The sequence below is a fragment of the Mucilaginibacter sp. 5C4 genome, from assembly GCF_034345625.1.
GTDB lineage: Bacteria > Bacteroidota > Bacteroidia > Sphingobacteriales > Sphingobacteriaceae > Mucilaginibacter > Mucilaginibacter aurantiaciroseus.
On record NZ_CP133775.1, the window covers coordinates 3,081,257 to 3,102,825 of the forward strand.

18 protein-coding genes and 2 pseudogenes are annotated in these 21,569 nt (G+C 40.9%); 7 read left to right on the plus strand and 13 right to left on the minus strand.

Annotation, left to right across the window (positions count from 1 at the left end; translation table 11 throughout):
* Positions 1 to 40: 40 nt before the first annotated feature.
* From RHM67_RS14465 to RHM67_RS14475, 3 genes are all read left to right on the plus strand, one after another.
* Positions 41 to 3,226, plus strand: coding sequence for a CheR family methyltransferase (locus tag RHM67_RS14465; protein WP_322227526.1), 3,186 nt, complete (start codon positions 41 to 43; stop codon positions 3,224 to 3,226).
* 619 nt (positions 3,227 to 3,845) lie between these two features.
* Entirely contained in the window at positions 3,846 to 5,228 is a 1,383-nt protein-coding gene (locus tag RHM67_RS14470; protein WP_322227527.1) for a PA14 domain-containing protein, read from the plus strand.
* A 134-nt stretch (positions 5,229 to 5,362) separates the two neighbouring features.
* On the plus strand, positions 5,363 to 7,354 hold the full coding sequence (locus RHM67_RS14475) for a PA14 domain-containing protein (protein WP_322227528.1): 1,992 nt from the start codon (positions 5,363 to 5,365) through the stop codon (positions 7,352 to 7,354).
* A 142-nt stretch (positions 7,355 to 7,496) separates the two neighbouring features.
* Here the strand turns inward: RHM67_RS14475 and RHM67_RS14480 are convergent, their stop codons facing one another.
* Positions 7,497 to 7,799: a DUF4142 domain-containing protein gene (locus tag RHM67_RS14480; RefSeq protein ID WP_322227530.1), complete on the minus strand. Its 303-nt coding sequence runs from the start codon at positions 7,797 to 7,799 to the stop codon at positions 7,497 to 7,499.
* Here RHM67_RS14480 and RHM67_RS20655 point away from each other — a divergent pair.
* Complete coding sequence (locus RHM67_RS20655) at positions 7,798 to 7,959, plus strand: ATP-binding protein (protein WP_369124768.1); 162 nt, start codon at positions 7,798 to 7,800, stop codon at positions 7,957 to 7,959. The two genes, RHM67_RS14480 and RHM67_RS20655, sit on opposite strands and share 2 nt — an antisense overlap.
* A 192-nt stretch (positions 7,960 to 8,151) precedes the next feature.
* Here the strand turns inward: RHM67_RS20655 and RHM67_RS14485 are convergent, their stop codons facing one another.
* The 11 genes and pseudogenes from RHM67_RS14485 to RHM67_RS14525 form a co-directional block, all read right to left on the minus strand.
* Positions 8,152 to 8,313 (minus strand): hypothetical protein, encoded by a 162-nt coding sequence (locus tag RHM67_RS14485; RefSeq protein WP_322227532.1) that lies wholly within the window; start codon positions 8,311 to 8,313, stop codon positions 8,152 to 8,154.
* A 166-nt stretch (positions 8,314 to 8,479) separates the two neighbouring features.
* Positions 8,480 to 9,232: a transposase gene (locus tag RHM67_RS14490; RefSeq protein ID WP_322227534.1), complete on the minus strand. Its 753-nt coding sequence runs from the start codon at positions 9,230 to 9,232 to the stop codon at positions 8,480 to 8,482.
* Positions 9,233 to 9,809: 577 nt separating this feature from the next.
* Positions 9,810 to 10,526 carry a DUF3307 domain-containing protein gene (locus RHM67_RS14495; protein WP_322227535.1) on the minus strand — a complete coding sequence of 239 codons (717 nt, stop codon included), beginning with the start codon at positions 10,524 to 10,526 and terminating at the stop codon, positions 9,810 to 9,812.
* Positions 10,526 to 11,203: a hypothetical protein gene (locus RHM67_RS14500; RefSeq protein WP_322227536.1), complete on the minus strand. Its 678-nt coding sequence runs from the start codon at positions 11,201 to 11,203 to the stop codon at positions 10,526 to 10,528. Before RHM67_RS14500 ends, RHM67_RS14495 begins: the two co-directional genes overlap by 1 nt.
* Positions 11,204 to 11,333: 130 nt before the next feature.
* Positions 11,334 to 11,501 (minus strand): annotated as a pseudogene (locus RHM67_RS20660) (lantibiotic dehydratase C-terminal domain-containing protein); the annotation flags it as partial.
* Positions 11,444 to 11,641 (minus strand): annotated as a pseudogene (locus RHM67_RS20665) (ATPase domain-containing protein); the annotation flags it as partial. The pseudogenes RHM67_RS20665 and RHM67_RS20660, both read right to left, overlap by 58 nt.
* A gap of 121 nt (positions 11,642 to 11,762) precedes the next feature.
* A complete protein-coding gene (locus RHM67_RS14505; protein WP_322227537.1) occupies positions 11,763 to 12,146 on the minus strand; it encodes a class I fructose-bisphosphate aldolase in 384 nt (127 codons plus the stop codon).
* A 10-nt stretch (positions 12,147 to 12,156) separates the two neighbouring features.
* Positions 12,157 to 14,721, minus strand: a complete 2,565-nt coding sequence (gene mgtA, locus RHM67_RS14510) for a magnesium-translocating P-type ATPase (RefSeq protein WP_322227538.1) — start codon at positions 14,719 to 14,721, stop codon at positions 12,157 to 12,159.
* Positions 14,709 to 17,078: a phosphoketolase family protein gene (locus RHM67_RS14515; RefSeq protein ID WP_322227539.1), complete on the minus strand. Its 2,370-nt coding sequence runs from the start codon at positions 17,076 to 17,078 to the stop codon at positions 14,709 to 14,711. The genes mgtA and RHM67_RS14515 overlap by 13 nt, the downstream gene beginning before the upstream one ends.
* Before the next feature lie 2 nt (positions 17,079 to 17,080).
* A complete protein-coding gene (locus RHM67_RS14520) occupies positions 17,081 to 18,283 on the minus strand; it encodes an acetate/propionate family kinase (protein WP_322227540.1) in 1,203 nt (400 codons plus the stop codon).
* A 186-nt stretch (positions 18,284 to 18,469) separates the two neighbouring features.
* Complete coding sequence (locus RHM67_RS14525) at positions 18,470 to 18,604, minus strand: hypothetical protein (RefSeq protein WP_322227542.1); 135 nt, start codon at positions 18,602 to 18,604, stop codon at positions 18,470 to 18,472.
* Positions 18,605 to 18,823: 219 nt separating this feature from the next.
* On the opposite strand from RHM67_RS14525, the gene RHM67_RS14530 reads away from it, so the two are divergent.
* The gene (locus tag RHM67_RS14530) at positions 18,824 to 19,627 is read left to right on the plus strand and encodes a DUF2252 family protein (RefSeq protein ID WP_322232196.1); all 804 of its coding nucleotides are present in this window, start codon (positions 18,824 to 18,826) and stop codon (positions 19,625 to 19,627) included.
* Positions 19,628 to 19,696: 69 nt separating this feature from the next.
* On the opposite strand, the gene RHM67_RS14535 is transcribed toward RHM67_RS14530, so the two are convergent.
* Positions 19,697 to 19,912, minus strand: a complete 216-nt coding sequence (locus RHM67_RS14535; protein ID WP_322227543.1) for a hypothetical protein — start codon at positions 19,910 to 19,912, stop codon at positions 19,697 to 19,699.
* A gap of 413 nt (positions 19,913 to 20,325) precedes the next feature.
* On the opposite strand from RHM67_RS14535, the gene RHM67_RS14540 reads away from it, so the two are divergent.
* Together RHM67_RS14540 and RHM67_RS14545 are read left to right on the plus strand one after the other, a co-directional pair.
* The gene (locus RHM67_RS14540) at positions 20,326 to 20,877 is read left to right on the plus strand and encodes a KUP/HAK/KT family potassium transporter (RefSeq protein ID WP_416182858.1); all 552 of its coding nucleotides are present in this window, start codon (positions 20,326 to 20,328) and stop codon (positions 20,875 to 20,877) included.
* A gap of 205 nt (positions 20,878 to 21,082) precedes the next feature.
* Positions 21,083 to 21,517 carry a TlpA disulfide reductase family protein gene (locus RHM67_RS14545; RefSeq protein WP_322232197.1) on the plus strand — a complete coding sequence of 145 codons (435 nt, stop codon included), beginning with the start codon at positions 21,083 to 21,085 and terminating at the stop codon, positions 21,515 to 21,517.
* Positions 21,518 to 21,569 lie beyond the last annotated feature (52 nt).

Below are 21,569 nucleotides of genomic sequence, written 5' to 3' on the forward strand. Positions count from 1 at the left end.
AATTAATTTTAGAGCTGTTGTTTTCAATGCCGATAAAATTATGCATAAAAAGAGACCCACTTACATTATTGCCATCGGCGCCTCGGCTGGTGGGTTGGAAGAGATCGTATCATTTTTTGATCACACCCTCTTAGATGGTGTCTCGTACATTATTCTCCAGCATTTATCTTCAGACTTTAAGAGCCGGATGGTGGAGTTATTGTCCCGGCATAGTATGCTAGCGGTAAAGGAAGCCGAAAACGCTGAAAAAGTTAAAAGCAATGTAGTATATCTTATCCCCAATAATAAGTATATGACCATTAATGATGGGAAATTATACATCGAAGAAAAGGCAAAATCCCAAGCCCCTCATTTAACAATTAATAGGTTTTTCACTTCGTTGGCAGCCAGTAATGGTCAAAACGCCATAGGTATAATTTTTTCAGGATTAGGCTCGGATGGCACCGAGGGCATCAAGCTCATAAAAGAGGCCGGTGGTATGGCAATGGTGCGTAATCCGGAAACTACGCAATTTAGCAGTATGCCTTCGCACGCTATTGCTACAGGCATGATAGATTTTGTTTTGGAACCAGAATTTATGCCTGCTGCAATTGAAGATCATATAAAAAAGGAAAAAGTGTTATCTAATAAAAATGTTGATAATGAAAAATACCTGGAGATTATATTAAACCTTATTAAGGAGAGTTCTCCACTTGATTTTTTGGATTATAAACCAACTACTATTCTGCGGAGAATTAAAAAAAGGGCTGCACTTAAGAATGTCACATCACTTGCAAAATACTTTGATTTTTTAAAGACCGATCCCGAAGAGATAAAAGCACTTACTAAAGAATTTTTGATCAGCGTTACGTCGTTTTTCAGGGACAAAGAAGCTTTTGACGTTATTGCAAAGAAAGTAATTCCACTATTGCTGGAAGCGCTACCCCCCGGTGAGGAATTGAAAATGTGGGTAGCAGGCTGTGCATCCGGACAAGAAGCCTACTCGATGGCTATTACGGTTTGTGAATTATTGACGGGCGCTTTTGAAGATGTAGTGGTAAAAATATTTGCTACAGATATTGACGGCGATGCATTAGCTTATGCCTCTAAGGGGGTATATAGTTTGGAAGCCACTAAAAATATATCATCAGTGCAGCTTGACAATTATTTTTTAAAAGAAGGTGGAAATTACCGGATAAAACCAGCGGTGCGAAAAATGGTGATTTTTGCCCGGCACAATCTTTTCAAGAATCCGCCGTATTGTAATGTGCATTTTATAAGTTGCCGTAATCTGCTGATCTATATTAAGCCCGTATTGCAAAAAAAAATATTTGCCAGGCTGCTTTTTGGTCTTAAAACAGATGGTTATTTGTTTTTAGGTTCCAGTGAAGCACCCACTCCTGTAATCGAGAGCCTGGAAGTAGTAAATAAAAAATGGAAGGTATATAAAAACCTTAAATCAAAACAGGCAGTAAGTTTTGATGCGTTCACGATGCCCGCATTGATGGATATAAATCGTGTAAAGCACTATTCGTCTCGTGAAGATGTTGCTGACATCTCTAAAAATTCTTTGTTTGAGGTAATGCATCAAAGCCTGGCCAATGAGTTTGATTACCTTGTACTTTGTATCGATGAAAACAATACGGTGCTGAAGTCATTCGGCGACACCACAAAATATTTACTTCATAAACACTTTAATTCAAATCTCCAGGAGCTTTTACCAAAACAATTGGCGCTTGCATTTAATATATCAAGCAGCACGGTTTTAAAAACTGGTGTACCAGTTGCTGTTAATGATATTGTTATCAAAGGCGATAAAACTACTTTGAAAGTAAACCTGTCTGTAATCCCGTTGTCTACAAAAAATGGGGATCCAAAATTACTAATGGTCACTATTAAAGAAGATAAATTTTTTGACGCATCAGGGCATAGCGACTTTGATGAAAAGCAATTCCATGATCAATATACCAGGAACCTGGAAGAACAGCAGAAGGAGTTGAATGATAAGCTAAGGTCAGCTTACGAGCAATTGGATGCTTTAAATGAAAATATGCAGTCTTTTATATCTGCGAATGAAGAAATGCAAAGCACCAATGAAGAAATGCAATCCATAAACGAGGAGCTGGATATAATTAATACCGATTACCAGTTAAAAAACAAAGAATTGCTGGATATTAATGATGATTTAAACAATTATTTCAGAAGTAATATTAATGGGCAATTGTTTATTAACAATGAGTTGCAGTTAATAAAATTTTCGCCGGGTACCGTAAAGCTTATTAACTTATTAGATACTGATATAGGCCGGCCACTCAGTAATATCTCTACTAATATAAAATTTGAAACGATCATCGAAGATATAAAACAGGTATTTGCAGAAGGTGCCATTATAACCAAGGAAATTGAAACTAACGATGGTAATTGGTTCCAGGTAATGACCATGCCTTATTTACGGCAAGCAGATAATAAAAAGAATGGGGCAATAATCACCTTTAATGACATTACCGAACTGAAAAAAGCCCAGGCGGAACTTAACAAAAAGAACAATACTCTGTTGGTTATAAACGACGATCTGGAAAATTTCATCCATGCCGCCTCGCACGATCTTTTGGCGCCGTTAGGCAATATTGAAGGGAGTTTGAACATTGTGAATGAACTGGAGATAAATAATCCCGAAGCAAAGAAATTTTTAGGTTTGATCAATATATCAGTCAAAAAGTTCCAAACCTTAATTAAAGATATAGCTACCATTGCCAAAGTGGAAAGCGATATGGTAGCTATGGAAATGGTGGATCTGGACGAGATCATCGGTAATATTGAATGGAGCTTAGAAAATAAAATTAAAACATCCGGAGCGGTAATTATCAGGGATTTTAATGTTAAACAAATTGAATTTTCGAAAAAAAACTTGCGAAGTATACTCTACAATTTGATCTCAAATGGTATTAAATTCAAGGGGGAATTAGCGCCTGTTATTAAAATTAATACCGTACAATCCAATGACCGTGTGCTGTTAACGGTAGAAGATAATGGAATTGGCATGGACAAGCGGAGCATGAGTAAAATTTTTGATATCTACGGCAGGATAAATAAGAATGTTGAAGGGCAAGGAATAGGATTGTTTCTCGCAAAAAAAATAGTTAACGCCTCAGGTGGAAATTTTACTGTAGAAAGCGTAGCGGGTAAAGGGAGTAAGTTTATTATATTTTTCAAAGTTCATACGGAACAAAATGCTGTTCTTGTTTAAGCTGATCTGTTATCACTTCAATATTTATTCGGCCGCTCAAGGCTTAAATGCTAATGACAATTTCATTTTATTCAATACAATTTCTAAATCTCTTCAGGGTATTACTATTGTTTAATTTCTTTAAAAAGAGTATATCATCTATCACTTTTTCCACCATTCTGCTGCACTTTTTATTATAGTACCGTATCTCCACGGTACTTGGTCGATTTTGGTTAACTACTGGATAAATAAACTTAGCCTTTAATTGCTTTTGTTTTCCTTATTGGAAATTTATATCTAAATATTTCGATCCTGAATGATTTTATTTATGGTTTATACAAATCAGAAATAAAAAAGTTTCATTTATTTTCTTTAAAATTAAAATACTGTGAATTAAACACTTAAGCCTTAAAATTTCTTTTAAGGAAAAAAAAACTGTGTTTTCTGTAATATACAGGATAAAATAAACAGTGTAAATCAGCGTATAATTGGTCTAATTAATTTAACAATGAGCCCAAAACACTTATGCTGGCACCGCCATGCTTTTTTTTTATTGGTTATAGCGACACTTCCGATTTTATTTTCCTGTAATAAGGGTCCCCTTATTAAGCCAGACAGTTCAATATCAGCAAATGCTATAATGGCTAACTTGGCTACCACGAGTACCGTGGGGACAGGGTCGATTTTACGTGAAGAGTGGGACGGACTTACCGGGAACGACGTGTCAAACATTCCTTTGCAAACCACTCCAACATCCAGCAGCCAATTAACAGCGCTGGAGGGGCCCGTGAATAATGGGAGTAATTATGGCGATAGAATGAGGGGTTATATTTACGCCCCCACAACCGGAAATTATACGTTTTGGATAGCTGGGGACGATGCCGCCGAATTATGGCTTTCACTTGATGACGATCCGGCAAACAAAAAAAATATAGCAAGTACACTCAGCTGGACAAACTTTCAGGAATGGACTAAATTAGCATCGCAAAAATCGGCTTCAATAGCCCTGCAGGCCAACCACAAGTATTATATAGAAGTATTGCACAAGCAAGGCGGCGGCGGTGATAACGTTTCGGTACAATGGACCTTACCTAACAATATCACTGAAACGCCTATACCCGGTTACCGCCTTTCGCCATTCTTGCCAACTTTAGCTACTTCAGCTTACAAGCCGTCAAAAATAATTAACCTTATCGGCGCTCACGATATAACTATAAGCGGCGAATCAATTATCGGGGGCTCGGTACCTGCAATTACGTTAACTAACTGCTACAACATACACATCACACAAAATAAACTATACAACTCCACTGATGTTGGCATTTATCTTTACCAATGTAAAAACATAACCATCGACTATAATTATTTTAACAATGTAAGCAGCGGGGTTTATGCCGAAAAGACGACAAACGGCGGTATCGTTGTAAACTACAACCAATTTTTGAACATGGCTGGCCCTTTTCCGCGCGGTCAGTTTGTACAGTTTAACACCGTAAGCGGTGCTGGCAATTCTATAAGTAACAATAAGGGCGAGAACATTTTCGGGCAAAGTTATCCTGAGGATGCCATTAGCTTGTATCAAAGTAGTGGTACTGCTGCCAGCCCTATTACTATAAATGGCAATTGGATAAGGGGCGGCGGCCCAAGTTCAAGTGGCGGTGGTATTATGCTAGGCGATAATGGGGGTTCATACCTTATAGCATCTAACAATATCCTGGTCGATCCGGGCGAATATGGAATGGCCATAGTCGGCGGCGATCATAATTCCATTATCAATAATACCATTTACGGCAAACAACAATATTTTACAAATGTTGGCCTTTATGTGAACACCATAAACGGATATAAAATCACCAATGGCAATGTTTCAAACAACAAGGTAAATTATTATAACTCATCTAACTACAATAATAATGCATGGTTATCGCCTAATGATGTCAAACCGATAGGCTGGGATGGCAACAGCTGGGGCGCAAAAATTGATGCCTCAATTTTGCCAGCAGTTTTACTGAGTTACCATTAACGTCAATAATTTCCAACAAATTAATTAAATAAACTTAATTTTTTCTTTTAAATTAAAAAACAATCATTTTTTAAATAAAAATTTAACCAAATCTTAGTATCTATGCAAAAGATTTAATTTATTTAAAAATGAGCATGAAAAACTTAAAGTGCAGTGGCTATGCTTTTTTGGTGCCCTTGATCTCATTATTTGCAGTTGCTACATCATGTAACAAGGATTTTTCTCTAAAACCCGACAATGCAACAGCATTAAACGGAAAAATGGTAACTGAGGCCAGTTTCGCGGCGGTTGCTTCAGGGGCAATTTTACATGAACAATGGGATAATGTTACCGGTAATGATGTATCTAATATTCCGGTGCAAACTACTCCAAGCTCGAGCGGGCAGGTATCAACCCTGGAGGGCGCTGTAAATTATGGATCTAATTACGGCGAGCGTTTTAAAGGTTATATTTATCCGCCTATAGATGGGAGCTACACCTTTTGGATAGCCGGCGATGATGCAGCAGAGTTATGGCTGTCAATAGACGATAATTCGGCAAATAAAATAAAAATAGCAAACACCCTTAGCTGGACAAGCTATAAAGAGTGGACCAAATTCACGTCGCAAAAATCGCCTTCAATTGTGCTTAAGGCTAACCATAAGTACTATATTGAAGTTTTACACAAGCAGGGTGGTGGAGACGGTAGTGTTTCTGTAAAGTGTGCCTTGCCCGGTAACACAACGGAAACGTCGATTCCCGGCTCAAGATTCTCTCCTGCGCCCGTTACCATAAGCGGTACTGTTTTACGCGAAGAATGGGATAATATAACTGGTAATGACGTGGCAAATATCCCGGCGCAAACTACTCCAACCTCCAGCAAACAAATAACAACGCTGGAAGAGCAGTTAATTAATGGATCTAATTATGGCGAGCGAATAAGGGGTTACCTCAACCCACCGGTAAATGGAAACTATACTTTTTGGATAGCTGGTGATGATGCCGCCGAATTGTGGCTATCAACCGATGATGACACAAGGCATAAAATAAAAATAGCAAGCACACTTAGCTGGACCAACTTTAGAGAGTGGACGAAATTTCCGTCACAAAAATCGGCTTCCGTTGCTCTTAAGGCTAACGGGAAGTATTATATTGAAGTTTTGCACAAGCAAGGAGGCGGTGGCGATAATGTTTCGGTGCAGTGGATGCTGCCCGATAATACAATGGAAACACCCATTGCGGTTTCAAGGCTATCAACTTATGTAGCAACTGCTGTTACTGCACCAGCTTACGCAACTTCAAACCCAATATATTTGGATGGCGCTCACGATATAACTATAAGCGGAAAGGCTATAAGTGGTGGCAATGTTCCGGCAATTACCTTGATCAATTGCTATAATATACACATCACCCAAAATAAGTTTTACAATTCTACCGATGTGGGCATACACATGCTAAACTGCAAAAACATACTTGTTGATTACAATTATTTTACCAATGTAAGCAGCGGTGTTTATGCCGAACAAATATCGGGCGGCGGAATAGTGGTTAATTACAATCAGTTTTTAAACATGCAAGGGCCACTACCAAGGGGGCAGTTTGTGCAGTTTAATAACGTGAGCGGCCCCAACAACTCAGTTAGCTATAATAGAGGCGAAAATATTCCAAGGCAAAGCTCGACAGAGGATGGCATTAGTATGTATAAAAGTAACGGAAGCGCTGCGAGCCCGATAATTATAAATGGCAACTGGATAAGAGGTGGCGGCCCCAGTTCAAGTAGTGGCGGTATTTTATTGGGCGATAACGGTGGCTCCTACCTGGTTGCCTCCAACAATATATTAGTTGACCCCGGCGAATACGGGATAGGTATTGCAGGGGGCGATCATAATTCAATTATTAACAATACAATTTATGGCCGATCACAATATTTTACAAACGTGGCTATCTACGTTAACTCCATATATGGATACACTTGCACAAACCCTACAGTCAGCGGAAATAAATTGAAATACTACAGTCAAACTACCTGGGAGAATGACACATGGGTAGCTCCCGGAATTGCAACTCCCTTTGGCTGGAGCACAAATATATTTGGCGCCAATATTAATGATTCTGTGTTACCCGCTGTTATTATTACTTATAACTAAACTGCTGATAAAAGAAGAATATGTGACGAGCACAAAGCCGGGGTCGCTCTATACTTCCAGCTAAATTGGAAAACAGTAGAAGCGCCTTCCGGCCTGTAAATATCTTACACCGCAATAATGGCAAAGTTTGGCTAAAAACCAACTATTTAACCACGCTGTTTATTTGCATATCAACCATCTTTATCCCCTCCAAATGATGCTTCAAAATCGGTAACATTTGCTTCGCAAAAGCTTTCATATTGGCATCTTTACCGGTAGTTGCATAATTCTCGAAGGTTTGCACTGTGTTGCGGTTGTTTACCACCATTGCGTGAACATACATTTGGTTAAAACTATCGGTGGCGTCTTTTAGGTTTAAGTCGGACTGGATTTGTAAAACCTGCAACAGTTCGGGGCTAATTTCATTTTCGAAATCCAGCGCATCGCGGTAAGTCGTTAGTCCCATGCTTTATCAGGGGGTAGGCCTAGGATTATATATTACCTCGGAGATTATTAAAAAGCATAACGGCAAATTTACTATCAATAGCGAACCCGGCGAGGGAAGCAACTTTTACTTTAGACTACAAATGAGCAATATTGAGCTGGAAAACGTTCCAACAAATTGAAAATATTTTAGGGGGAATTATCTAAAAGCATATAAATCACTTATCAGGGCGCTTTTAGAAAGCTTTCAAGCACTTAAAATGCGGCAAATACGCTCATTACCGACCGCTAATTTGCTGACACGTTGGCTACAAGAATGCTTCCTGCCTCTTTTTTACCTTAAATACCCCCTACCCTATGCCTATAAAATTGAGTTAAGCAGAGCGGCTTATATCCACTATCTGCCCATTGTTGTCAATAACGCTTTTAAGCATATTACTTGCAAGGCTGATTTCAAAATCATCTATTTTGGTAACCTTTAAATGTAAACTGTTTATTTCATCAAGTTGTTTAAGGCATTTTGAACTAATTTCCAAAGCCTTAAAATCTGTTTTATCTGCTAAAACACTTATAATGATTGATTTACAAAGGTGGTGTTTAGCCAGTCATGGTCGGAAGAAATTCCGGCCATTTTTTATGTTTTAAGAAACAACCCAGGGTCTCCACCACATTGTACAACTATTAATGCAATATTGAGATTTCTTATTTCCATTGAAATCGTCGTTTTGCTGTTTTGTACCCTATGTTATTTGCTTTTTTATAGATCAGTACCAACATGGCAACAATTAATGTCATGTATAGCATTACCTGTATCCCGTTCTTGTTCAATGAAACAAGGTGGCTTAGGTTGAGTTCCTCCTTTAGAAACCTAAAAAACACTTCTATATCCCAACGCCGCCTGTATGCATGGGCAACCTCTTTTGCAGACAGGTCAAAATCATTAGTTAAAACCCAATATTTCTTTCCGTCCAACTTGCTTTCGGCAATAACAACACGGAAATGACTATCTACCAGCCCATGTCTGAAATGCCTATTACTCTCCTTATTATTTATTGGGATCCCGGCATACAATTGAACCTTACAGTCCTTTAACAGGATGGATTCACCTAAGTCCAGATCCTGACCCTCCTTGACAAACGACTCCAATTCAACTAACTTTTTGTTTTCTTTAGCCCGGCAAATGAATGTTATAGCATTGGGACTAAACGCTTTCATCGTCCTGATTGATTGCAGGCCTCTATCCATCACATAAATATTGCGATGACTACTTTCTTTCTTTACGTGTCCCATTACCACCTCAGGCAAGGCGAAATCTTCACTGCCATAGCTTAGAGAGGTAAATACAGCGGAATGACACGGCAATACACCATCAAAGGCAATACTATATTTAACCGCTCTTTTACCGCTTTTGTTATCCAACCCTTCCATCAGCTTGCCAACTGTTTCGCTCAGCAATTAAAAGGTGCCCACAGCAGGCAAAAGGAAACGGAATAAGTCCCGCAGGGTGAATTGGCGTTCATTATGCCGTAGTCCTTTGGGGATGTTTGAGAAGTCTTTTAGCCATGTGGGCAAAACCTTAGCTGCCTTTTTCTCCGTTTCGATTGGAAAATAGCTACTTAAAGTGTCTGATCATTTAGCAATAAATTAAGTGCAGAGCGAAGGCAAGCGCATTTTTGCCCGGCGTAATGCAATGGAGCGGGTAAACCAGTACCGTCCTGAATGATGCTCTTAATTGCACCTTCCGGCAGGTTATTGAAGCGGATGCTTTTTGCAGCATAGCGAAAATGCAGTAGCAGGATTTTTAAGCAGGTGATCTTTTAAAATCCCCTGTCAAGGATAGCAGCGGCATTCTTTCCCGGAAAGATATAGCGTATAGCCCGGCCGTAGGAACAGCATAAAAATAAAAAGTGACTTATACTACCAATGTATTTTACTTTTCACAACAAAATCAATTTAGCATAACGCAAGACAGAAAATTACGATTATTTGTAAAACAAATCATTATAGCGATATTGGTTATAGAAAGCATGCTTTATTTGTGTAAGAAGTAGTTTACTGCTGTGCCTATAATAGCAGCCGATGCAAAACTCATTAATGTCCCTACCAAAATGTATTCGGTCTTTTTCTGTGCCCGCTCTTCCGCGTCGCCAAAACGTAAAATCGATTTTGCTGCCATTAAAAACCCTAATGCTGTGTATTGATTGGTAATGATAAAAGTTAATATCAAAACCCGCTCACAACGGCCAATCCACATACCGGCTTTATCTAATCCTCCGGCATTCATAGCTGCATCTTCTTGCCACCTGGCAGTAGCACTGCCGATGGCAATGCCCAACGGTACCGTTACTACGTAATAGCCTATTATTAATGTCCAAAAATGTACCGAGTTTAAATATTTAACAGTCCAGGTACATACTGTATCGGTATCAAAATAAAACATTACCCAAACACTTACAATTACGAGCAGGTGTAACATTTGGTCAACTATAAAGTAGTTAAATGTATGGGGACGGTGGCTTTTCCAGATGTCTATCGCCAAATGGCTAACCATAATAATCAACGGTAAGTACCAATGGCTCCAGTCCCATAAAAACAGGTAGGTCAATAGTGTCACTACCATTATATGGTAGTACATCTCCGGTGCTTTTTCTTTTTTATTGTTTTTCGCGTTAACCCATTTTGTTGGCTGTAATAGAAAGTCACCGAGCAAATGGGCAAATATTAAACGTAATATAAGTGTGAGTTCCATTATAAGAAATATTGCTTTTCCAATTCTTTAGTAATATAATTAATCCCCTTTTCTACTTCTTTCCATCTTGCCGCACGTAAACTGGAAGCGATTGCGGGTTGGGTCATCTTTAATTTTTTTGCTATCTTATCTTGGGTATTATCGTCCTTGCCTAATAGTTCGAATATTGTTTCTGCCTGGCTGGGCGTCCAGGTTTTCATGATCGAATTGATAAATATCAATATCATTTCATAAACTTCATTTCTTTGTTCATCAAAAGTATTTAATCGGATGATTTCGTCTTTATTTAGGATGTCGAAGTTCCTGCCAGACAGATGAAATGCTTCTCCGTCTGAATCCAACACACTCTTACCTTCATACGCTATTTCTCCAATGCCGATTGATAACCGGGTGTCTAAATGGACACGACTATCTTTTTTAGTGACGTTTTCTCCCAAGCTAAAACGATCTGAATTAAGCTTGAACCAACATATCAACCGGATACACCTTTTTAATACCTGTGTAACATCCTCGGTTAGCAACTGGTAACTATCCCCACGGAATACTTGCGCGTCTTTAGGGTGTTTAACCATTTTCCTCATGAGCATTTCTGTTTCTACAACTAATTTGCTGCGTCTATCATCTGGAAGTTTGGTAAAGTTCTTAATATCTCCTGTTACTACAGCATAGATTTTCATATCTTTTGTATTTTGTTGCGCTAAGTTATAAGTAATTTTGTTTATATCATATTATTATAAGTTATTTCATTTATAATTTATATTTATAAGTAAATAAGCTTATATAAATTTACTCTAATACAAAAGTTCCTTAACTAAAAGTGGCAAGCTTGTAGGGTGCAAAAGCAGTAACTAAACATAAAAAAAGCAGTAAGGAGCAACCATAAAATAAGACCGGGCCGATTTGCGCTTCCTTTAAATTCAAGCGCAAGCGGATATGATAACCAGAATCACGGTAACGGATAAAAAACCAGGGTTGTAATTCACCACGTCTTCATAAAGTTGATCTTCTGTCTCTTCAAAAGACATAAAGACCCCTGATTCTTTGAATTTGACTGCACCATTGATTAAAAAATCAATCCCCAAAAGAGTTTTTCCGGAGCCGGCACTTCCACTAACTAAAGTGGTCCTGTTTTACGGAAGGCCGCCTTCCGTAATTTCATCAAAGCCTTTAATGCCGGTGGGGCACTTTTGCAGTTGCTTAGGAAGATTGGTGCTTTTTTTCATGTTATTTTTTCGCTTACAATTTTACTGTGCGCTCCAGCGGCAATATTTTAAATAGGAAAAACTTAATAAGGTCATTAAATATAAAAAAGCATACCGAAGTATAAACAATTGCAGCAAGGGTTTGTGTTAATGGAATTGGTTTAAATCCCAATAGAGTACCGCCTATGTTGGTTTGTCTGATCGTTTCATCAAACAGGATCGCACCGCTGATGTAGGCTTCCAAACCGGGCGTAGTAACGATCAGCTCACGGTATTTTCTGCGATATTCTTCCGTTTGCAGAATACCCAGCGCTTCGAAACGTTTATTGCAGGTCGCCGTACTTTCGTCCATCGCCAGTAGGCCCTTATCGCCGGACATCAAGTGGTTAACGGTGTTTTTCAACTCCTTTATATCCATTTCATATGTTTTACTTTTTCAACACCGTTAACATTTGCTTGTTTGCAGCAGCATTCATTTTTCTATAAAACCACCGCTTCGCCAGTTCTGCTGATCCCAGGTAAAACAAAATGATGAGCAGCATCCAGCCATAATAAGTTAAAGGCAGCCTGGTAAATCCGAACCAGGTGGCTAAAGGTGTCAATGGCAATGCCAATACGAGCATCAGAATCAATACCGTAGCAATAGCCAAATATTTGCCGGGCAGGCTTTTAAAAAAAGGCAGCCGTGTCCTTACCACCAAAACGATCAATGTTGCAGAAATGACCGATTCAGCGAACCAGCCGGTTTGAAACAACTTTTCATTCGCATGAAAAACAAATAGCAATACGCCAAAAGTCAGGTAGTCAAAAACGGAACTCAACAAGCCAAAGGTGATCATAAAGCGCTTGATAAAACCCAGGTCCCAGCGTTGCGGCGATTGGATATTGATCTGGTCAACCCTATCGGTAGCAATGGCCATTTCGGGAAAGTCCGTTAACAGATTGGTCAACAGGATCTGTTTCGGCAGCAAGGGCAGGAATTTCAAAAACAAAGACGCGCCTGCCATACTGAACATATTGCCAAAGTTCGCACTCGTAGCCATAAAAATATATTTCATGGTATTGGCAAAAGTTTTGCGCCCTTCAATAATTCCATCGATCAAGACTTCAAGACCACTGCTTAATAATACAATGTCGGCCGCTTCTTTGGCCACATCAACTGCGGTATTGACAGATATGCCTACATCGGCGCTATGGAGTGCCGGGGCATCATTAATGCCATCGCCCATAAAACCCACGACATGGCCTGCTTTTTTCAAAATGGTGATGATCCTTTCTTTTTGATTGGGCTCGACCTCCGCGAAGACATCGGTCAGGGGCGCTTTATGGAACAAGGCGGAATTGCTCATTTTCAGCAGATCGGCACCGGTCAATATCTGCGGATCTTTGATGCCTATCTGCAAAGCCAGGCTTTTGGCGACGAGGGCGTTGTCCCCGGTAATAAATTTAAGTTTTACGCCCAGGTCATTCATTTTAGCCATCAAGTCGGCAACATTGGCTTTTAGCGGATCAAATAGGGTGATGAAACCTAAAAAGACCATATCCTTTTCATCCGCTTTGGTGAAATCCTGTTTGGCATCGGCAGGCTTGTAAGCCACGCCTAAAGTGCGGAAGCCTTGGGCGCTCAATTGCTCGTATTGTAGTTGTATGGACGCTTTACTGTCCTTAATCGCTTCCTCTTTCCCATCGGCGTTTTCAACCTTGCTGCATACCGCTAAGATATTATTTAACGCGCCTTTCGTAATGGCAAAGTTCTCCTTGTTATTTTTTACTTGTATCGTGAGGCGCTTGCGGATAAAATCATAGGGGATCTCGGTCTGTACGGTGTATGTATTTGCCGGGCCTTTATAATCCGCACAAATTGCAGCGTCGATAGGGTTATTAAAACCTTGCTGCATGGAAGCGTTGAGCCAGGCATATTGTAAAACCTTATCGCTGTGCTTGCCGCTTATATCCAGCGTGTCTTTCAATTTCACTTTACCCTCGGTGATGGTGCCTGTTTTATCCGAACAAAGAATATTCATGCTGCCGAAGTTTTCAATGGATGATAGACGTTTAACGATCACCTGTTGCTTCGCCATGCGACGTGCGCCAGTAGACAGGTTTACACTGATGATGGCGGGGAGCAATTGCGGCGTTAAACCAACAGCTAATGCCAGCGAAAACAGGAAAGAATCCAGTACCGGCTTATGTAAAAATACATTAATGCCAAAAATCAGGAGCACCAGGACCAAGGTGATTTCCATCAGCATGTAGCCGAATTTCCGGATACCTTTTTCAAAATCAGTTTCCGGCATCCTGGCTTGCAGACCAGCTGATATTTGGCCAAACTCGGTTTGCTTCCCGGTTTTTACTATTAAGGCGTTCGCTTTGCCGCTGATCACGTGCGAACCCATAAACAGGGCATTGCTTCTTTTGGCCAATGGCGTATCAGCAGGCAAAACGCCTGAATTTTTTTCTACCGGGTAGGTTTCACCTGTAAAAGCCGCTTCATCGACAAATAGTTCCTGCGAGTCCAGTATCAGGCTGTCGCCCGGTATCACATCTCCGGCAGATAGGATCACTACATCGCCCGGAACAACCTCTTCGACCGGAATCTCCTTTTTTTTTCCATCTCTCAACACATCACAATGCAGTTGCACCATTTTCATCAGTTCTTTGACGGCATCCGAAGCGCCTTTTTCCTGCCAAAACCCAAGGAAACTACTGATCAGCACAATGGCGAGGATGATCAGTGTATCGGCTACATCGCCTAAACCGGCTGATAACAAGGCCGCCGCGATCAGCATCAAAGTAATCGGGCTTTTAAACTGCGACAAGAAAAGCAGAATGGCGGATGAACCTGTATCCGCTTTAATGGTATTGGGGCCGTATTGCTTTCTTCTTTTGCCCGCTTCCGGCTCATCCAAACCGTTTTCATTGCCGGATACCTGTTTTAGCGCATCCGCCTTGCTGAACTGCCAGAAGCTGTCCGGTGTTTTTAAAGCTTCCATTTCCAATCGAGGATTTCTGGCATATCTTTACCATGCGCACTGATATAATGCTTGTGTTCAGTGAGTTTATCCTCCAATAACTGTTTTAAATAAACACCCTTTGTACCCGTTTGCGGCAGGCGGTCGATCACGTCCATCACCAGGTGAAACCTGTCCATTTCGTTCAGCACAGTCATATCAAATGAGGTGGTGATCGTCCCTTCTTCTTTATAGCCCCTAACGTGCATATTGACGTTATTAGCCCGGTTATAGGTTAAACGGTGCACCAGCCATGGGTATCCGTGGAAAGCGAACACCACCGGTTTATTGGTGGTGAACAATGCATTATAATCAGGGTCGCTTAAACCGTGCGTATGTTCGCTGCTCTTTTGCAGCTTAAACAGGTCGACCACGTTAATAACCCTGATCTTTAGTTCCGGCAAATGTTCCCGCAATATGGATACGGCGGCCAATACTTCCAATGTAGGCACATCACCGCTGCAAGCCATAACCACATCCGGTTCTGCTTCCTGATCATTGCTGGCAAATTTCCAAATGCCAATACCACGCGTACAATGGTCAACCGCTTGCTCCATATTGAGCCATTGCGGTGCAGGATGCTTACCCGCAACGATCACATTGACATAATGATAGCTGCGCAGGCAATGATCCATTACGGATAACAGGCAATTTGCATCCGGCGGAAGATAAACCCGCACAACGGTCGCTTTCTTGTTCACCACATGATCAATAAAGCCTGGGTCCTGATGGGTAAACCCATTATGGTCCTGCCGCCATACGGTAGAGGTCAGTAAGATATTTAAGGATGCGATCTTCCTTCTCCAGGGAAGTTCTAAAGTTATTTTCAGCCATTTGGCATGTTGGTTAAACATCGAATCCACAATATGTATGAATGCCTCATAGCAATTAAACAAGCCATGCCTGCCCGTCAATAAGTAACCTTCCAACCATCCTTCGCACTGGTGCTCACTCAGCATTTCCATTACACTTCCTTCGGGTGCAAGAAATTCATCACTGGCGATTATCGGAGCATCCCATTGCCGCTGGGTTGTTTCGAATATCACATCTAACCTATTTGATACCGTTTCGTCCGGCCCGAAAATTCGAAAATTGCGGCTTTCGCTATTCTCTTTGATCACATCGCGCAGGAAGCGACCTGAAACATAGGTATCACCTTCACCATCAGCACCGGGAGTTTCCACATTTACGGCATAGTCCCTGAAATTAGGCAGGCGTAAGTCCCGTAACAACTGGCCCCCGTTGGCATGAGGATTGGCACCCATCCGTCTTTCTCCTTTTGGTGCCAGTTCTGCCAGTTCAGGCATCAATCGCCCTTTAACATCAAATAGTTCTTCCGGTTTATAGCTCTTCATCCAGTTTTCCAATAACTGCAAATGCTCAGGTGGGGCGGATGCAGAAACAGCAAGCGGTATTTGGTGCGACCTGAAATTACCTTCAATCTTAAATCCATCCACCTCTTTAGGCCCTGTCCAGCCTTTCGGTGATCTCAAGACGATCATCGGCCAGCGCGGACGACCGGTACCATTATTTGCCTTTATTTCTTTAATGGCTTCAATTACTTTCTCTAATGTTTCAGCCATCGCCTTATGCATGGCCATCGGCTCATCCCCTTCAACAAAGTAAGGTGTCCAGCCATAACCCAAAAACAATTGTTCCAGTTCCTCATGGCTGATACGTGCTAATACCGTTGGGTTGGATATTTTGTAGCCGTTTAAATGGAGTATTGGTAATACCACTCCGTCGGTAATCGGGTTTAGAAATTTATTGGAATGCCAGGCTGTAGCCAGCGGCCCAGTTTCAGCCTCTCCGTCACCTACTACACAGGCGACGATCAGATCGGGGTTGTCGAGTACAGCACCAAAGGCATGACTAAGCGAATAGCCCAATTCACCGCCTTCATGGATAGACCCGGGTGTTTGTGGTGAAGCGTGGCTGGAAATGCCACCCGGATAAGAGAATTGGGTAAAGAGCCTTTTTAAACCATCTTCGTCCTGTGTAATGTTTGGATAAACTTCGGTGTAGGTACCTTCCAGGTAGGTGCCTGCTACAACTGCAGGCCCGCCATGTCCCGGCCCGGACACATAGATCATGTTCAGGTCGAAGCGATTGATGACACGGTTCAGGTGCGTGTAAATAAAATTTTGCCCCGGTGTAGTACCCCAATGTCCGAGCAACATATTTTTTACGTGCTCCAGCTTTAAAGGTTCACGTAATAACGGGTTATGCCGCAAATAAAGCTGCCCTACGGACAAATAATTGGCTGCGCGCCAATAGGCGTTGATCTTGTACAACAATTCGGGCGTTAGCGTTTCCGGCTTCATCAAATCTGTTTCCATAATTATCTTTTTATATCCTGTTTTATTACCCGGCAAACCAGGCGGGCTATCATTAATTCTTCATTGGTTGGAATGACACGAACGGCGACCTTACTCGTGACTTTAGAGATTATCGCTTCATTTTTAGTATTCTTTTTTTTATCCAGGTCAATTCCTAAAAATTGAAGGTCCTTGCAAATCATTTCCCGTACCTCGGGCGCATGTTCACCAATGCCCCCTGAAAATACCAAAGTGTCTAAGCCGCCCAAAGCAGCGGCATAAGCGCCTATATATTTTTTCGTTTGATAGCAAAAGAAATCAATGGCTTCGGCAGCACGGTGATCGGTATGACGGCTTTGGAGCAGTTCCTGCATATCGGCGCTGGTTTCAGAAATACCCAGCAGGCCGGATTCGTGATTGACCAGGTGATTGAACTGATGCGGGCTCAATTTTTCGTGTTGTATCAGGTAAGCCGCCACCCCCGGATCAAGATCCCCTGTCCGTGTACTCATCGGTATCCCCGATGTTGGCGTAAAGCCCATACTGGTATCTATGCTTTTACCATTTTTGACTGCGGCAAGGCTGGCGCCGCTTCCAAGATGCGCTAAGATGACCCTGCTCTTCGTTGTTGCACTACCGGCAAGCTTTTCCAGTTCTTCCATCAGGTAGGAATAAGACAGGCCATGGAAACCGTAGCGCCTGATACCAATCTTACTGAAGGGGCGCGGAATAGGCAATAATTTAGCGACTAATGGCATGGCGGCATGAAATGCGGTATCAAAGCACGCTACCTGCACGGATGATGGGTAATGCTTATTGAACTGTTCGATCAGTTTAATTTCTTCCGGCAGATGTTCCGGGTCATAGGCGCTGATCTCTTTGAGTTTATCCAATAATTGAATGGTGATCTTTTCAGGTTTGGTATGGCTCATACCATGGACTACTCTGTGCCCGATGGCTTTTAAGGAATTAAAAACATCTTGTTTTCCCAGCCAATCCATGAAATCCTGGACAACGTCCTGATAATTGGAAGTTTTAATAGGAACCGTATGTTGTTCGCCCGTGGCAGCGTTAATGAAATTTAGTTTGGCATTTTTGGTACCGATATTTTCAACCGCACCTGATAATAAAAGCTTCAAAGCAATATCTGCGGTGTATAAAGCGAACTTGATACTGGATGAACCGCCATTAATGGTCAATACAGTGCCTTTGTTTGATCTCATCATAGCAGGTTTTAAATGAAAATAATAATGAAGCAGTAGTATTGGGCAGGAAAAAAGATAATTTAAGGGCCTTTTATGTTTGATTGCAATTTTATGGCCGTTAAGAACTGCTGTTCATACAAGACATAAAAGCAGTAAAAGTTTTAATTAAAATGAATATTTGGACGTAAGTTTATAACTGTTTTGAACTTACCCGGTCTTTGCGCCGAATAAATATCCTACCAAAGCGGTAATCCCCATGGCTATAGTTCCCCAAAAGCAGATCCTGATGATACCTTTTACCATGCTTGAGCCACCTGCTTTTGCGGCGATTCCTCCTGACAATGCAAGAAATAAATAACCATCATACCCTGCATCTTGGAGATTCCGGAGCCATTGACACCTCGTTCTGGAATGTCAGGCAGACGATTCCGGAACACTTTGACCATATTAAATCCTTGATTATTAATTTCATTTTTTCTACCTGTTTACATAAATAGGTGCTCTGAGGCGCACGGAATCGCATGGTCAATGGCTCCGGAATCTCCAAGTAAAGCCCATTAAATTGACCCGAGGACAGCCGAGGGGGTCGTGAAAAATTTCATGAAAACAGTAAAAAAAAGGAAAGAAGCCGATTTAATCAAAAGTGTAACTGATCCAAAATCCAGCCATTTAGAAATACACATCAATGCTAAAATCCATTTTAAAATTGAAAAAAATTTAAAAGCGGAACTCACCGGACATTTAACTGACTGGACAAAAAACACCGTGGAATGGCCCAATAATTATAAAGTTAAAGACGCTGCCTTCCGGGTTGCTGGTACAGGTAGTGTTGGCTTAAAACGATATATGTTTCTTTTGGAAAGTACCCGGACTAAAAAGAAATATATATTGGTGGAAATGAAAGAAAGCAGGGATTCTTCATCGTTCCCCTATAACGCGATTAAACAACCCGCCTGGAAGTCGGAAGCAGAACGGGTAATAACGACTACGCAAAGAATGCAAAATGTTTCACCCGCTTTGTTAAGCCCGACCATTTTTAAAGAAGATACTTATGTTCTTCAGGAAATGCAGCCTGCGGCAGATAGAATTAATTTTGAACTGATAGAAGATAAATATAAATATCTAGACCAGGTGATCAAAGATATGGCGATGTTAACTGCGGCTGCACAGATCCGAAGCAGTGGGATACAAAACGCTTCAATTACTGACGAACTAGTGGCGTTTGGTATGCAAAAAGATTGGCATAAACCGTTGTTAGACTATGCTATGAATTATTCAAAACAGGTTTCTGATGATTTTAATCAATTCCTATCAGCTTATAATAGCGGGGAATTTTCAACTGCGAATAAAGGGAATACCAATTAACAGGCTGCCCGAAAAACTATCCAAAACCCAAAAGCAGGCCACGATAGTGTGGCCTGCTTATTGTTTGGATTAAACTGTGTGAGTGTGAAGAGCTGCGTTTTCTGAATGCTTTTTAGCTGCTTCAGATGCATGTTCTCCAGCTTTGTCAGAATGTCCCTGAGCCGCATGGGCATGATGAGCGGCTTTTTCATCGTGCCCTTCAGAATGGTTTTTGTGAGCTTCTGTGTGATGCTTTGCAGACTCTGTGTGGTGCTTTGCAGCTTCCTCGTGATGTGAATGTTTCATAATTTCGTTTTTATGTTGTTATAATTATAAGGCGAAAATCGAATGAATTGTTTTCAATAATTTAAATAAATTTATCTATTATTAATATTATTAATATAAAGTTAAATTAACATGCACTTAACAGTGCATTACCCTATAAATCAAAAAGATTATGTTGGATTTAGGGTAAGAACTCTTAGTAGGCAATTGATCATAAAGGTTAAGGTAGGGTTCAAAGTTTTTAAAGCCTGAATCGAGAGAATTACCGTGGTCTTTTGGTGTATCTAAAATAAAAATCCTCTTGAATAAAACTATTCCTGAAATTTCAGATTGCTATGAAAAAGAAATAAATGAACCGTAAGGATTGGGTCTTTTTAATGCGCCAAGATCGCACTTTAGTGAATTTATCCAGGAACAACGATGAAAACTAAACTATGGATCAACAGTTAAAAAAGCTATCAGCTGCAGGAATGCTGATCACCCTCGGAATAGTTTTCGGCGATACTTCACCACTTTATGTGTTTCAAACTTTACTTATCGAAGGGGACAAAATTAATGAAAGCCTTGTCTTAGGATCTATTTCCTGTATTTTCTGGACGCTAACGCTGCAAACCACCTTCAAATATGTATTCATTACCTTAAAGGCGGATAACCGTGGGGAAGGCGGGATTTTCTCGCTTTATGCCTTAGTGAGGCGTTATGGCAAATGGCTAGCCATCCCTGCCATTGTAGGTGCCGGATCATTACTGGCTGATGGTATCATTACTCCTCCTATTTCTATTACTTCTGCAATCGAAGGCTTAAAACTGGTACATGGATTATCGCACACCATTGTTCCAGGAAATAGCCTGGTTTTAATTATTGTTATCGCTATCATTGTATATTCCGGGGAAATGGACCATGTGATTCCGTGGCAAGCTGACCAGGGGATTAGCTGGCGAACGTATGTAGCGAAAGGACGCGCTTGCCGAGCTGGCCCAGCTTAAATTACCACGATTCAATTACATTAATGACTTCATTACGATAAAAAAGTCTTCCATACAAGTTAAAGCCGGAAACATTAAAATTGCTTACGATAGCCTTGTTGTAAAATTTGCAAAGCTACCCACCGATCAGCTTTACACCGAGCTTGAATCAGTAGGGAAAAAAATCGGCAACAATGAGGGACAATTATTAAACGATATACAGGCGATTAGAAACGGTACGGCAGTTCCTGCTTATTCATTTGAACTGGGTCTTTATACCGGTAAGAATAAATTAAACTTGAACGACTTGAAAGGCAAAGTTGTACTACTCACCTTTTGGTTTCCCGGTTGCGGCCCCTGTAGGGCGGAATTCCCGCACTTTCAGGCTGTAATTAACAAATTCAAAGCGAAAGATGTTGTGTATTTAGGGGTAAATATAATACCTGCGCAAGATCCATATGTGTTGCCCTTTATGAGAAACACAAAATATTCCTTTATCCCCTTACGCGGTACGGCTGAGTTCGCTCAAAAATATTTTGGTGTAATAGATGAACCCGAAAATTTCCTAATAGATAAGAATGGGAAAATTATCTTTAAAAATTTCAGGATAGATAATTCCAATCAGCGCTCGCTTGAGCTGATGATATCTTCATTGTTATAACCGATAACTTATCTTCTGCCCATGCCTATTATACTATTCCAAACCTAATCTG